At 74.1% G+C, this 13,972-nt stretch carries 10 protein-coding genes; 7 read left to right on the top strand and 3 right to left on the bottom strand.

Annotated elements, in window-relative coordinates; all coding sequences use genetic code 11:
- The first annotated feature begins 34 nt into the window (after window positions 1-34).
- The 7 genes from SM450_RS02920 to SM450_RS02890 are packed head-to-tail and all read left to right on the top strand — an operon-like array spanning window position 35 to window position 7,873.
- Window positions 35-1,222, top strand: coding sequence for a lipopolysaccharide biosynthesis protein (locus SM450_RS02920; RefSeq protein WP_474618070.1), 1,188 nt, complete (start codon window positions 35-37; stop codon window positions 1,220-1,222).
- A gap of 2 nt (window positions 1,223-1,224) precedes the next feature.
- Window positions 1,225-2,073: a glycosyltransferase family 2 protein gene (locus SM450_RS02915; RefSeq protein WP_474618069.1), complete on the top strand. Its 849-nt coding sequence runs from the start codon at window positions 1,225-1,227 to the stop codon at window positions 2,071-2,073.
- Window positions 2,070-3,164 carry a glycosyltransferase family 4 protein gene (locus SM450_RS02910; protein WP_474618068.1) on the top strand — a complete coding sequence of 365 codons (1,095 nt, stop codon included), beginning with the start codon at window positions 2,070-2,072 and terminating at the stop codon, window positions 3,162-3,164. Before SM450_RS02915 ends, SM450_RS02910 begins: the two co-directional genes overlap by 4 nt.
- Entirely contained in the window at window positions 3,151-4,494 is a 1,344-nt protein-coding gene (locus SM450_RS02905; protein ID WP_474618067.1) for a hypothetical protein, read from the top strand. The genes SM450_RS02910 and SM450_RS02905 overlap by 14 nt, the downstream gene beginning before the upstream one ends.
- Window positions 4,491-5,417, top strand: a complete 927-nt coding sequence (locus SM450_RS02900) for a glycosyltransferase family 2 protein (RefSeq protein WP_474618066.1) — start codon at window positions 4,491-4,493, stop codon at window positions 5,415-5,417. The genes SM450_RS02905 and SM450_RS02900 overlap by 4 nt, the downstream gene beginning before the upstream one ends.
- Window positions 5,417-6,253, top strand: coding sequence for a glycosyltransferase (locus SM450_RS02895; RefSeq protein ID WP_474618065.1), 837 nt, complete (start codon window positions 5,417-5,419; stop codon window positions 6,251-6,253). Before SM450_RS02900 ends, SM450_RS02895 begins: the two co-directional genes overlap by 1 nt.
- Before the next feature lie 30 nt (window positions 6,254-6,283).
- The gene (locus SM450_RS02890; protein ID WP_474618064.1) at window positions 6,284-7,873 is read left to right on the top strand and encodes a glycosyltransferase family 39 protein; all 1,590 of its coding nucleotides are present in this window, start codon (window positions 6,284-6,286) and stop codon (window positions 7,871-7,873) included.
- Window positions 7,874-7,905: 32 nt separating this feature from the next.
- Here the strand turns inward: SM450_RS02890 and SM450_RS02885 are convergent, their stop codons facing one another.
- From SM450_RS02885 to SM450_RS02875, 3 genes are all read right to left on the bottom strand, one after another.
- Window positions 7,906-9,087, bottom strand: a complete 1,182-nt coding sequence (locus SM450_RS02885) for a hypothetical protein (protein WP_474618063.1) — start codon at window positions 9,085-9,087, stop codon at window positions 7,906-7,908.
- A gap of 72 nt (window positions 9,088-9,159) precedes the next feature.
- Window positions 9,160-9,636: a hypothetical protein gene (locus SM450_RS02880; RefSeq protein ID WP_474618062.1), complete on the bottom strand. Its 477-nt coding sequence runs from the start codon at window positions 9,634-9,636 to the stop codon at window positions 9,160-9,162.
- 31 nt (window positions 9,637-9,667) lie between these two features.
- On the bottom strand, window positions 9,668-13,843 hold the full coding sequence (locus tag SM450_RS02875) for a polymorphic toxin-type HINT domain-containing protein (RefSeq protein WP_474618061.1): 4,176 nt from the start codon (window positions 13,841-13,843) through the stop codon (window positions 9,668-9,670).
- Window positions 13,844-13,972 lie beyond the last annotated feature (129 nt).

Below are 13,972 nucleotides of genomic sequence, written 5' to 3'. Positions count from 1 at the left end.
TGGCCGGCGACATCGCATCTCGGGGGAGGACGACGTGGTACGACGCTTCGTCTCCCCCGAGCGTCTCTATCTCGTCTCCCTCGGGCTGACCGGGCTCGCCGCGCTGGTCTCGGTGACCCTGCCGGCGGCTCAGCGGGGGGAACTGGCCGCGAACATGGTGAGCGCCACGGTGGGCGCCGCGCTCGGCGGTCTCTCCGTCGACACGTTCCTGCTGTCCCGCCCGGCCGGGTGGATCATGTCCCGGGGTCGACTGTGGATCGCCGGCATCCTCGCCGTGTCGCTCGGGCTCACCGCGCTGGCGGCGGCGCTGCTGACCACGCTTGCCGGGCTGGGCAGCCACCTGGTCGGCGTGGCGGCCGGATGCGCGCTCACCGTCTTCAACACGGCGGGTTCGCTGGGGCTGCGGCTGCGCCGGTTCTGGTTCGTCTACGCCGTGCGGGCCGCCGGCGGGGCCGTGCTGGTGGCCGGGTACGCGCTGCTCTGGTCGGGTCGCCGGCTCGACGGCGGGGACTGGAGCGAGCTGTGGCTGGGCGTGCAGCTCGCCACCGCGACCGTGCTCGCGGTGGCGGCGCTGGTCTGGGCGCGGCGGTTCGGGCCGGTACCGACGGCGACCGCCGGACGCGGCGAGTACCGTGCCGACCTGCTCGCCGTGGGCCGGCTGCACGTCGGGGTGTGCGCGCAGATGCTGACGTACCGGTTGAGCCAGGTCCTGGTGGCCCGGTTCGCCGGCGCGGGTCCACTCGGTGTCTTCGCGCTGGCCGTGGCGGCCCTGGAGTTCGCGCAGTCCGGCGCCGTGGTGCGGGCGCAGCGGATCCTGGCCGAGCGTGACCCGGACGCCATCGGCGACCACGGCCGCGAGGTGGTCAAGGGCGCGACGCCGATCGCCGTGCTGGCCGTGGCCGGCCTGGCGGTGCTCGGCGTGCTCTCCCCCGACTACCGGCACGCCTGGGTCTTCGGGCTGCTCCTGCTGCCCGGGACGCTTGCGCTGTCGGCCGGCAAGACGTGGAGCGCCGCGCTGCTCAAGCGCGCCGGCGAGCGGGCCACCACCGCCGTGGCCCTGGTCACCATGTCGGTGTCGGTCGTGCTGTACGTTCTGCTCATCCCGTGGGCCGGCGCGTTCGGCGCCGCGGTCGCCTCCTCGGTCGCCTACCTCGTGTACGCGGTCCGGACCCGGCAGCGCCTGCGACGGGCCACGCCCCTCCTCGTCAATCGGATGGCCTAGCGGTGGACGTCTCAATCGTGGTGTTGACCTGGGAAGACTTCGAGCGCACCCGGGCGTGTGTCAGGTCCCTGCCGGCCGGAGCGGAGACGGTCGTGGTGGACAACGGCAGCGGCGCCGGCATCGCCGACGCGCTGCGGGCCATGTGCGCCGAGACCGGCGCCACCTACGTCCGCTCGGAGACGAACCTCGGCTACGCCCGGGGCATGAACCTCGGCTTCCGGCACAGCACACGCTCGCGGGTGGTGCTGTCCAACAACGACATCGTGGTACGCCCCGGCGCGGTCGAGCGGCTGGCCGCGGAACTCGACGACCCGGCGGTGGGGGCCGCCTTCCCGAAGGTGCTCGATGTCGACGGCGTGGACCGGACCGCCGCCGGCCGGTTCCTGACCGTGGGCGCCGGCGTGGCGCACGCCACCGGGCTCAGCCTCGTCGTCCCGAGGCTGCGGATCGTCGCGCCGCCGGAGCGGGGGGACTGGCTCTCCGGGCCGTTCGTGGCGATCCGGCGGGAGACGCTTGAGCGGATCGGCGGCGTCGACGAGTCGTCCTTCTTCTACTCCGAGGATCTGCGGCTGTGCTGGGCGGTACGCCGGCTGGGGCTGCGCCTGGCGTACCTGCCGGACGCCGTGGTCACGCACGAGGACGACGCCAGCGCCAAGCGCCGGTGGCCGGCGGAGGAGATCGCCCGCCGGCAGACCCGGGAGTTCATCCGGGCCAGCCGCGATCTGGCCGGATGGCGTGGCACGGTCGCCTGTTCCGCGTACACCGTCGGGGTGCTGGCGCGGGCCGCGGTGGGCGGTGGCGCCCGCCGGGCGGTCGCCCGGGGCGCGCTCGAAGGCATGGCCGCCCGATGAGGGTGCTGTTCGTCTGCACCACGGGCGGGTCCGGCCGGCGGCAGCTCGGCGGCGCCGAGCGCTTCCTGATCGAGATGCTGCCGGCGCTCGCCGACCGGGGCGTGGACGTGGTCGCCGCCACCGGCGACGACGAGGTGGCGGCGGCGCTGCGGGCCGCGGGGGTGCGGTGGCTGCCGCTCGGCGCCGCCAGGCGGGTCGACCTCGGCTACGCACGGCGGATCCGGGCGCTCGTCGACGAGCTGCGGCCGGACGTGGTGAGCGCGCACCTGCTCTCCGCCGCCATGCACGCCCGCGCCGGGCTGGGCGTGCGCGGCCGGCGCACGCCGCTCGTGGTGACGCTGCACAACAGCCTCTGGCAGTATCGCGACGCGGCGGGGTCGCTGCGGGCGAAGGCGGCCGTGCAGGCGAACATCGGCACAGACCTGATGTTGCGCCGGCTCCGGCCGCACGCGACGGTCGCGGTCTCCGCCTTCGAGGCCCGCGAGCTGCGGGTACGCGGACGGGTGCGGGACGTGCGGGTGATTCCGAACCCGCTGCCGGCGATCTGGCCGGAGGCGGCCGACCGGCCCGCTCCCGCGCCGGGCGACCCGGTCCGGGTCGGCTTTCTCGGCCGGCTGGAACGGGAGAAGGGCGCGGACCTGCTGCCGGCCGTCGCGGCGGCGCTTCCCGACGTCGAGTTCCTGGTCGCCGGCGCCGGCGACACGCCGCTCGACGCGCGGCCGAACCTGCACCTGATCGGGCGGGTGGACGCGGCGCCCTTCCTGCAACGGATCCACTGTCTGCTGGTGCCGTCCCGGGTGGAGGCGTTCGGGCGCAGCGCGCTGGAGGCGATGTCGCTCGGCGTGCCCGTGGTGCACTCCGGGGTGGGTGGCCTGGCCGAGGTCACCGCCGCCGGCGACGGCGTGCTCGCGTACCGGGCGGAGCCGACCCCGCAGGCGATGGCCGCCGCGGTGCGCACGGCCACCCGCCCGCAGGCGTGGGACGAGCGCCGCCGCGAGCTGGCCCGGGGGTACGCGACCCGGCACTCCTTCGCCGGCTGCGTGGACAACTGGCTCGACCTCTACCGGACGGTGACCCGTGACGCCGGCTGAACGTCGACTCTGGTCGGTCGGGCTCCCGTTCGCGCTCGGCGTGGCCCTGCTGCTGGCCACCTGGGACGCGGGGGCGGCGGTCACGCTCGCGCTCGCCGTCGGCGCGTTGCTCGCCGCCCGCGCCCGGATGTGGGCGCTCGCCGCGTGCGCCGCCGTCTGGACCGCCGCGCTGCTCGCCGTGCGGGTGCTGCCCGGCCCGTACGACTCGTGGGCGGGTCGCGGGGTGCTGCCGGTGCTCGCCGGTTACGTGACCGTCTTCCTGCTCGCCTGGGTGGCCGGGCGGCGCCTGGTCGAGCGGCGCGACGCCGTACGGTCGCCGTCGGCGCGGTCCCGGCCGGAGCTGTCGTGGCCGTCCGAGCGGCGTCTGCGGGCGTACCTGTTCGTGCTGCTCGGCGTGGCGGTGGTGACCGCGGCGGTGCGCTTCCGCGGCACCCTGCCGCCGCTGCTCGCCGACAACCCGGACGCCGCCCGGCAGGTGCTCCGCGAGCAGTCCAACCTGGTCGTCGGCCTGCTGTCCGAGGCGTGGACACTCGGCATGGCCGTCTCGCTGCTGCGGGCGCTGTCCGGACGCCGGCCGGCGCTGCCGCTCTACTACGCGCTGACCGCGGTCTTCACCGTCGGCGCGGCGCTCGGCGCGAGCAAGAACTCGGTGCTCGTCGGCATCGCGCCGGCGCTGATCGCGGCGCTGTCGGTGCGGCGTACCCGGGGCCGGGCCGCGTCGTTCCTGGCCGCACGCACGCCGGTGGTGCTGCTGATCGGCGCGGTGGCGCTCGGCGCGGCGGTGTTCCTCGGCGGGCAGCGCACCATGGCCGGCACCGGCGCGTTCGAGACCGAGTTCCGGGCCCGGTACGGCAGCAACGCGCTCGCCAGCAGCGCCGGGTCGCTCGACCTGTCGTTGAGTTCCTCGACCGAGACGTTCGGGCGGGTGTGGTCGCAGCGGGCGCACCTGGATCCCCGGTACGGCACCTACTCGCTGACGTTCCTCGGCTCCCGGGTCGAGCCGATCGTCGGCCGGGCCGACCTGTACGGGTTGACCTCCCAGCTCAGCCAGCCGTACCTGATGAACACCGCCACCTTCGTGGCCATCCCGCTGCTCGACTGGGGGCCGCTCGGCGCGGTGGTCTTCCTGGCCGTGCTCGGGCTGGCGGTCGGCGTGACCGAACGGTGGTTCGAGTTCTCCGCCGCGCCGGCCGGGCAACTGGCCCGGGCGTTCGTCGTCTACTTCGCGCTGTTCGGCGTCTACGAGCTGTATCCCCTGATCTATCCGACCTGGTTGAGCCTGGCGCCCGGCCTGGTGGTCCTGCACCGGCTGGGGAGGACCGCGACGTGACCGGGACGCCGTTCGACGGGCTGACCGTGGTGACCGTGCTCTACCGGTCCGCCGGCATGCTGACCGAGACGCTGCCCACCTGGTTACGCGCCGCGGGCGACCTGCCGGTCCGGTTCGTCTTCGCCGACCACCTGCCGGCCGACGGGTGCGCCCGGATCATCGCCGGTCACCTGCCCGCCGGCCGGTACGCCCACCTGCCCGACCCGTCGAACCCGGGCTTCGCGGCCGGCTGCAACCGGGCCGTGGCGACCGTCGGCACGTCCCACGTGCTGCTGCTCAACCCGGACGTGTGGCTACCCGACGACGCGCTGGCCCGGATCTGCGCCGCCGTCGCCGCGCACCCGGACAGCCCGATCGCGGTGGGCCTGGCCATGCACGGCGGCGAGTACGTGGGCATCGACCTCAACCCGCTCTCGCTCTTCATCGACCGGCCGGCCACGGTCGGCCGGGCCCCGCTCGGCCCGTCCGGCGGGGCGGCGGTGTTCCCGACCGCGCTGTTCCGCCGGTTCGACGGCTTCTGGGAGCACCTGTTCGCCTGGGGCGAGGACGCCGACCTGGCGTTCCGGCTCTACGCCGCCGGCCTGCGCACGCGCGGGCTCGACCTGGTGCTGCCGCACGCCGGCGGGCACAGCGTGTCCGGCGACGAACGGTTGTCCGCGTTCCGGGCGTTCCTGCTGGCCCGCAACCGGCTGCTGGTGGCGGCGCGCACGTTCACCGGGCCGCTGCTGCTCGTCGCGCTGCCGGTCCTCGCGCTCGCGCACGTCGCGCTTGCCGCCCGGCGGATCCGGCAGGGGCTGCTGCGGCCGTTCCTGCGCGGCGTCGGACGCGGGCTGGTCGAGGCGCCCGCCGCCCGCCGGCAGTGGACCGGCAGGCGCTTCGGCTTCGCATCCCTGCGCGGCTACCTGACCGTCCGGAGGGCCTGATGGCGGCACACCAGTGGACCGTGGTGACGGTCGCCTACAACTCGGCCGGGACGCTGCGCCGCTGCTGGCGCCGTCGGAAGCCGTACGAGTGGCTGGTGGTCGACAACGCCTCCGTGGACGACTCCGCCGAGGTCGCCGCCGAGCTGGGCGCGCGGGTCATCCGGCTGCCGGCGAACGTCGGCTTCTCCCGCGCGAACAACGTGGCGCTGCGCGAGGCCACCGGCCGCTACGTCCTGTTCGCCAACCCCGATCTGGAGGTACGCGCCGACGACCTGCCCGTGCTGGCCCGGCACCTGGACGTCCACGGCGGTCTGGTCGCGCCGCAACTGCTCGGCACCGACGGCGCGCCACAGGCCAACGGGCGTGGCTTCCCGTACGCCACCGCCAAGCTCGGCAACCGGAACCTCTGGCCGCTGTCCCGGCTGCACGCCTCGTACCGGATGGTGGCCGCGCCGGGCGAGGCGCGCTACGTCGCCTGGGTGATGGGCGCGGCGGTCGCCGGCCGGACCGCCGACGTCGCCGCGCTGGGCGGGTGGAACGAGCGGTTCTTCCTCTACTACGAGGACCACGAGCTGGGTCTGCGCGCCTGGCGGCGGGGCCGGCCGGTCGCCGTGCGCGGCGACGTGCGGTGGACGCACCACTGGGCGCGCGCGACCAACTCGGTGCGCTGGTCCCGGGCGCACAGCCTGGAACTGCGCTCCGCCCGGACCTTCTTCGGCATGTTCCCCGAGTTCCTGGTCGGCTTCCCGCGGCCGGAGCGCCGGCACCTGGAGGCCGCCCGGCTGGTCGGTTCGCCGGTGCCGGACGGCGCCGGTCCGGTCGCGCGAGGGACCTGAACGCGAACGGCGCTTTGATAGCGTCTCGCCGTGCCCGTGACGCGGCTGAGCCGGTCTCCCTACTGGCCGATCGCGGGCCTGCTCGTCGCGCTCGGCGCCGGGCTGCGGATCCGGCAGTGGGCGTACGCGCGCAGCTTCTGGAGCGACGAGCTGTACGTGGCGCACAACCTGCGGGAACGCGGCCACCTGGACCTGTTGCGGCCGTTGGCGTTCAGCCAGTCCGCGCCGCCGGGTTGGCTGTGGCTGGAACGGCTAGCGCTCGACCACCTCGGCGACGGCGAGCGGGCGCTGCGGCTCGTACCGCTGCTGTTCGGGCTGGCGCTGCTGCCGCTTGTGGCCTGGCTCGGCCGGCGGCTCCTGCCGCCGCTTGCCGCCCTGGCGGCGCTGCTGCTCGTCGCGGTCGCCCCGTTCCTGATCGGCTACTCGAACGAGTTGAAGCAGTACAGCGCCGAGGCGTTCTGCGTCACGCTGCTCGTCGGGCTGGCCCTGCTGCTGTGCCGGGGCGCCCCGACCTGGGCCGGCGCGGCCCTGTTCTGGTCCGTGTCCCTGGTCGCGGCCGTCTTCAGCACACTGTCCATCCCGGTCGCCGGCGCGCTCGGCGCGCTGCTCGCCGCGCGGGCGCTCACCCGCGCCGGCCGCACCTGGGCGTCCCGGTGGCGGGAACTGGGACGGTTCGTCGCGCCCGCGCCGGCCTGGGCGGTCGTGGTGCTCGTGGTGTACGTCCTGTTCCTGGCCCCGGGGCTGGACGACACCCAGCTCGCCGCCTACTGGCACGGCAAGTCGATCTATCCGGCGCATCCGTTGACCGACCTGCCGGCCACCGTGGACTGGCTCACCGCGACCTACCGGAGCCTTGCCGCCGTGCCGTTCGTGGCCTGGTCGGCGTGGGTGGTCGTACCGCTGCTGGTCCTCGGCGCGGTGGTGGGCCGCCGCCGGCTCTCCGGCGTGGCGGTGCTGGTCCTGCTCGTGCCGCTGACGGCCGGGCTGGCCGGGGCGGCCGTGTCGGTCTACCCGTTCAACGGCCGGTTGGCGCTCTACGCGGTGCCGGCGTGCCTGCTGCTGGCCAGCCTGGCCGTCGCGCCGCCGGTCGCCCGGCCCGGCCCGCCCGCCCGGGTCCGGTGGGCGGTCGGGGCGCTGCTCCTGCTCGCGCTGGCGGTCCCGCAGCTCGCCACCGACGTGGTGGCCACGGTGCACCCGGCGCGGGCCTTCGCACAGGGCGGCGGTGCCAACGCCGCCGACTACCGCACCGCGCTACGCCACCTGGACGCCCAGCGGCGCCCCGGTGACCTGGTGCTCGCCACCACCGTCTCCTGGAACGCCCAGGCCTGGTACGGCCCGCCGGCGGACGCCTACGTGGTCGCGGCCGGCCCCGGCGGCTGCCCGGGAAGGACGGTGTCGACGCTGCTGGCCGGGCGGTCCCGCATCTGGCTCTTCCAGGCCACCGACTGGGCGGACGGGGCGAACCGGGACGTCATCGTCCGGCTCGGCGGCGGTGGCGTGGCGGTCACCGAGCGGCAGTTCAGCGGGGCGCGTGTGGTCCGCTTCGACCTGGTCGCCGGTGTCACCAAGGGGAGCGACGTCTGCCTGGTGCCGCCACCGAACGGCGCCCGGCTGCGTTAGCTGCGCCGGGGCCGTCAACCGTGTCGGGGCCGTCAGCTGTGCCGGTGCCAGAGGTCGCGCAGGGCGTCCCAGTTGCCACCGAGCCCGGCCCCGCACGGCGTCTCCATGTAGATCGCGGCGACGCTGTCGTCCCGGCCCCACCAGATGCCGCAGACCGGGCGCCCGTCCTGGCCGTTGCCGGCGTACTCGACGTAGCTGCCGGGTGCGTCGCTGGTCCCGCCGGTAACCTGCGCGGCCTCCCGCATCCCGGGCGCGAGCGCGCGACCGATGATGCCCATCTGCTGGCGGAAGGCGCGGGCGGCCTCCTTCTTCTCGGCCGACTCGTAGGCCGCGAAGTGCAGCGACACGCCCAGGTAACGGCAGAAGACGTGCTGCTTCTCGCCGTCGGCGAGCGCCGGGCCGCTCTTCTCCGTGTTGATCGCGCAACCGCCGACCTCGTCGAGCCAGGGCTCGGCGAGCGGCATCAGGCCGGCGTCGAACTTCGCCTTGTTCAACGAGTACTGCGTGGCCTCGTAGAGCGCCGGTGAGGTGCTGGCCGACGGGGTGACCGGCTCGCCGTCACCGGCGAGCGCGCGCCCGGCGAGCAGCCCGGCGCCGCCGGCCAGCACCGCGGCCATGACCACGCCGCCGATCCACAGGCCGGTCCGGTTACGCGGCGGACGCGGAACCGGGGTGATCCGGGGACCGCCGGTCGCCACAAGCGGATCGGGGGCGGTGGCCTGGGCCGGGGCGGCCGGCACCGGCATGCCGGGCGACACCGGCACACCTGACGACGGCGCGCCGGAGACCGGCTGTGCGGGGGCCATCGCCCACGGCTGCGGGCTCCACGGCAACTGCGGTGGGGAGGAGACGGGCTGCGGCGGCGCCGAGACCGGCGGTGGCGGCGGGAGGATGTCGGCGGTGGCGGTGCGCTGGTAGTCCATGCCGAGCGACCGGAACAGCCGCTCGGCGGCGGTCGTGGCCTCCGACGGGTACGCCACCCAGGGCTGGTCGGCGGCGAAGTCGGCGTTGACGTAGCGGTGGCCACCAGGCGTCTGCGCCAGCACGTCCGCCGCGTTGGTGAAAGCCTCCCGCCACCGCTGGTCGCCGGCCGCGGCGCCGTCGAGCGTCGCCACGGTCACCGGCCGGTCCTGGCCGTCGAGCGCCGCCCAGGCCCGGCCGACCTGGCACTCCCCCAGCACCTCGGTGAACCTGTACGGACCTTCCGGCTGCATCCCCACTCCTCTGCTCACCCGCCGTGCGGATAATACAGAGAGCACGCTCGCCGGCTGGTCCGCCCACGCTGCTCATTCGCGCGGTGGCAGGCCCAGCGTCTCCGGGAATGTCGCGACCCGGTAGAGGTCGCGGATGTGCTCCTCCGCGGCCCGTAACGCCTCCGCGAGCGGGAGGCCCTCGGACACTCGGTGATGGAGGGTGTGCGAGCCTGCGCCGAAGGTCCCCATCGGCTGGTCGAGATGGGCCTCGATGACCGATGTCACGTCGCATGCGGACGGCGTGAAACCGAGGGTCAGGCGGATGGAGATCTCGTTGCTCAGGAAGGGGTGCAGCGAGATCGGCATCCGGATCGTCTTGCGGATGTCCGCCTGCTGCACCCCGCCCTGCTCGGCGCTGAGGATCAGGTGGGGGTAGAGGTCGCTGTCCGGCCCGAAGTCGTAGTCGAGCTTGACGCCGGTCGCGAAGTCGCCCAACTCCCGGTCGCAACGGCCGAGCGACGCCACGACGTCACTTGCGACCGCCTCAGGTGCCGCGTCCCACTCGCGCACGGAGATCAGACCCCCACCTTGTCCGCTACGGTCAGTACGCCTTGATGGTCTTCACCACCCAGGCGCCCTTGTGCCCCTGGTATCCCTTGTCGATCCGCTTGAGGATCAGCGTGACCGTGTACGCGTCCTTGGCCGTGCCCTCACCCTTCTTCGCGACCCGGCCCACAGGGTAACTGAACCGCTTGGTGTATTCGGTCTCCGCGCCGACCTGCGACTTCGCCGCCCACCGGTTGATCTTGTCGAGATTGCCGGCGACGACCGCGTCCACGGTCTGCTGGTAGGTGTCCCCGTTGAGAGTGGACGCCACGCCCTTGATCTTCGGGTCCGTCTCGGCGCGCGTCATGATCTCGTTGTCGGTCTTCCCCACGTGGTCCTTGGGGTGTGCGCCCGCGACCCCGTGATCGAGATCGATCTTGCCGCAGTTGTGGGCGAGCACCGGGACGTTGCCGGCGTAGACGTAGTAGGTGTGCAGATCCGCGACGTTCAGGTTGTAGACGGTGGTCCGCTCGGTGCGGGTCTCGACCTTCTCGACCTCGACGTGACGCCCGTCCGCGGTGAGCAGCGACTGACCCCGCCTCAGCTCGCCGGCCTTGACCCAGGCGTTGGCGTCGGTGGTCCAGAACGGGTGGTTCCAGGTGGCCGTGAGCGTCTCGGTCGCGGCACCCCGGTCGCCGTCGACGTCGATGGTGACCTTCGCCAGTACCTTGGTGCCCGAGCCCGTGATGGTCTCGATCACCCGGCCGGTGGCCGAGACGCCGACGAGCGGGTTCGCCGACCGGACCTCGTCGCCCACGCGCAGCCGCTCGATGGCCTTGCGACTGCCGTCGGCGAGCAGCACCTTCGTGCCCGGCGCGAAACTGTTCGGCACGTTGTCGCACTTCTTGGCGAGCTCGTCGAACACCCGCCACGCGTCGCGGAACTTGTCCCCGAGCCGACCCATGTTGATCCCGGCCGGCACCCAGCCGGCGATCGGGATCGCGCTGAGACCGGAGAGCACGCCGCCCACCCAGTCGCCCCGGGCGAAGGAGATGCCGGCGTCCACCCCGTCGCACGCCTCACCGAAGGCCGGGACCAGACCACACACCGCGAGAACGAGCTGCACGACGTCGAGGATCAGGTCCGGGTTGTCCTTGACGAACTCCTTGATGTCGTCGACCATCTCGCAGCCGGGTCCGGTGTTCAGCCCGGCGGTGGTGCACTTCCCGGGCCGGACGAGCGCGTCGGCGAAGTCGACGTAGACCTTCGCGCACTCCGCGGTGAGCTGGGACGGCTGCACCATGCAGCTCCAGGTCCGGTGCTGCTCCAACGCCGTACCGTTGCCGTCCCAGGCGCTGCCCGGCGCGGTGTTGCGTTGGGCGGCCTCCCACTCCTTCAGCTTGGTGTTGTAGATCTGCTCCGCTTCCCTGGCCGCCTGGTTCGCGGCGGCGGCGTCGGCGCCGGCCTGCTTCGCCGCCTGCCGGGCGTCCTTGGCGGCCTGCGCGGCCCCCGCGGCGTCCTGGCTGGCCCGCTTGGCCGCCGCGCCGGCCGTGGCGGCGGACTGGGCGGCCTGGTTGGCGCTGGCCTGGGCGGAGTTCGCGGCGTTGCGTGCCGTGGTGGCCGACTGGGCCGCCTGGTCCGCGGAGTTCTTCGCCGCGACCGCCGAGGTGTTCGCGTCGTTGGCATACTGCGCGGCCTTGTCCGCCGAAGCCTTCGCCTGATCGGCGTACGTCTTCGCCTCCGCCGCCTTACCCGCCGCCACCGCCGCGACCCGGTTCGCCTCGGCCGCGTCCGAGACCGCCGACTGGGCGTACCGCTGTGCCTCCGCGATCAACGTCTGCACCGCCGACACATGCGCGACCTGCTCCTGATCCCGCTGCGCCGCCTGGTAGCGGCCCGCCGTCAGGAAGTACGAGATGTACGACGGCGGACCCGCCAGAGCCACCTGACCGGCCGCCTTCACCTGCGGCCCACCGGCATCCATCGCCCGATAGACCTCGAGCCGCTCATCCGTGGTACGGGCCGGGTACTGCCCCGAGCGCAGGAACTCGTGCCGATCCGCGTTCGTCCCCGCCAGCGCCCGCTCCGCCGCGGACCGCACCGTCGGCCCCGCCGTCTCCAGAATCCGGTAGATCGCCGTCCGATCAGCCGTCGACTTGCCCGAGTAGTTCCGCGTCCGCAGGAACGCCTGCACCGCCGCGTCGTCACCGGCCACCGCCGCCTGCGCCGCTGCCTTCTCGTTCCCCTCCGGCAACGTGTCGATCAGATGCCACACCCGCGCCCGATCGTCCTGACCCACCGCGGTCCGACGACCATCGGTCAACCACGACCGCAGCTCCACCTCACCGCCGGTCAGCGCCTCCGACGCCGACGCCTTGGTGTGCTCACCGCCGGTGGTCAACAGGTTGATCGCGGCCCGCCGGCCACGGTCGAGCATGACCGCGGTGGTGACACCCGACGCGGTCGCCTCGGTGAGCAGCTGACGGGTCGCCGGATCGACCCGGTCCTCCTCCGCGGTGTCCCACAACAACTTCCGGTTCCACGCCACCACATCACCGACGGCGGCATTCTTCGCCTGCTCGAACGCCAGCGCGTCCTGCGCCGCCAACACACCCTGTTCGGTGGACTCCGTCAACCGCGCGTCATCCTCCGCACGCGCCAACTGCTCCAGCTCGACAGCCTTGTTCGCCGCCTCCACCGCCGTGTTCGCCGCCTGCACCGCAGCCGCCGCGTGCTTCGCCGACTCCGCCGCCGCCTTCGCCGCGTCACCCGCCGCCGCAGCCGCAGCCTCCGCCGCATCCGCCGCCGCATCCGCATGCGCCGCCGCCCGCCGCGCGAACTCGAACGCCTCATCCGAGGCCTTCGCCGCCGCCAGTGCCAACGAATACGCCCGATCCGCCGCCCGTGACGCCGCCGCGGCCTGCGCCTGCGCCCGCGCCGCCGCGTCCCGCGCCCGCTTCGCCTCCGACGCCGAAACACCAGCCTGGCCAGCCGCCTTCCGCGCCTCCGCCGCCGCCGCGTCCGCGTTGGCGCTCGCGCCCTTCGCCGCGGTGCTCGCCGACTTCGCCTGGGCCAGCGCACGGTCACGCTGGGCTCGTACCTGGTCCAGCTCGCGTGCCTTGCGGGCCGCGTCCCGGGCCTGCTGGGCGGCCTGCCGCGCCGCCGCGGCCTTGCCCGCGTCGGTCCGGGCATCCGCCGCGGCCCGCTGCGCACGCGCGGCGGCCTGCGCGGTCAGGGATGCGGCGGTGGTCGCCTTCCGAGCGGCGTCGGACGCCACCCGCGCCGCCCGCATGGCGGCGTTCGAGGCGCTCACCGCGTCCTGGGCGGCGTCGGCGGCACCGTCGGCCGCGTCGGCGGCCCGGCCGGCGGCAGCCGACGCCTTGGCCGCGGCCCCGCCCGCCGCGGCGGTCTCGTCCGCCGCGATCTTGGCCTGCTTCTTGGCCTCCTCGGCCGCGTTCGCCGCCCGGGTTGAGGCCTCCGTCGCGGCGAGCGCCTCCCGGGCGGTGGTCTCGCTGGCCTGCTTCGCCTGCTCGGTCAGGCTGCGGATGGAGGCCAGTTCCTTGTCCCGCGCGCGGGCGACGAACTGACCGGCGGTGATGAACTCCCGCAGGTCGTCGGCCGAGCCCTGAAGCGCCTGGGCGGCTGCCGTGTTGAGCACCGGACCGGAGTTATTGGCCCCGCCGGTCAGCATCTGGGTCGCCGCCAGTCGGTCGTCCACCACCGCCGCCGCGTCCCGCCCCTCGGCCAGGAACTCGGTGAGTTGCTCCGGCGTGCCGTCGAGCGCCTTCTGCGCGGCGGACCGCATCGTCGGCCCGCCGGACTCCAGCAGGCGGTACGCCCGCACCCGTTCGTCCGAGGCCCACGGCGCGCGCCAGCCCCCTTCGACGTACGCCTGGACGTCAGCCGACGATCCGGCCAGGGCCTGCAGGGCGCCGGCCCGCACCGCGGGACCGTCCATCGAGGCGAGCGACTCGGCCGCGGCCCGCGCGTCGGCGGCCCGTGCCTCGTCCACCCCGCCCTCGAGGAACGCGCGTACCGCGGCGTCGTCGGCGAGCAGCATCTCCGCGGCGGCGCGCTTGACCGAGGGGGTGCCCTCGGTCACGTAGGTGACGAGCACCTCCCGGGCCACCACCGGATCCCAGGGATATTCCTCGTCCTCGGCGCTCGCCGGCGCCGCCTGGATGAGCGATCCGACAAGCACCACCGCCGTCGCGACGGCGACGCGCCGCACCCAGCCGGGTAACAGGCGACGGTTTCTGAAAAGAGCAGCACGCATTGACTTCGTAGTCACAGCGACCCCCGTGGAAGCGAGACAAGACAGCCGGAATGCTATCGACGGCCAAAGACGTCCACAAGGGCT

It is taken from the genome of Micromonospora marincola (assembly GCF_056150385.1).
The sequence above is the reverse complement of the archived record's forward strand: the minus strand, read 5'-3'. Positions and strand labels throughout refer to the sequence as shown.

Bases quoted from the DNA above. Each gene is read 5' to 3' on its own strand.
- SM450_RS02910 (WP_474618068.1), top strand. From the start codon at position 2,070: ATGAGGGTGCTGTTCGTCTGCACCACGGGCGGGTCCGGCCGGCGGCAG.
- SM450_RS02895 (WP_474618065.1), top strand. From the start codon at position 5,417: ATGGCGGCACACCAGTGGACCGTGGTGACGGTCGCCTACAACTCGGCC.
- SM450_RS02885 (WP_474618063.1), bottom strand. From the start codon at position 9,087: ATGCAGCCGGAAGGTCCGTACAGGTTCACCGAGGTGCTGGGGGAGTGC.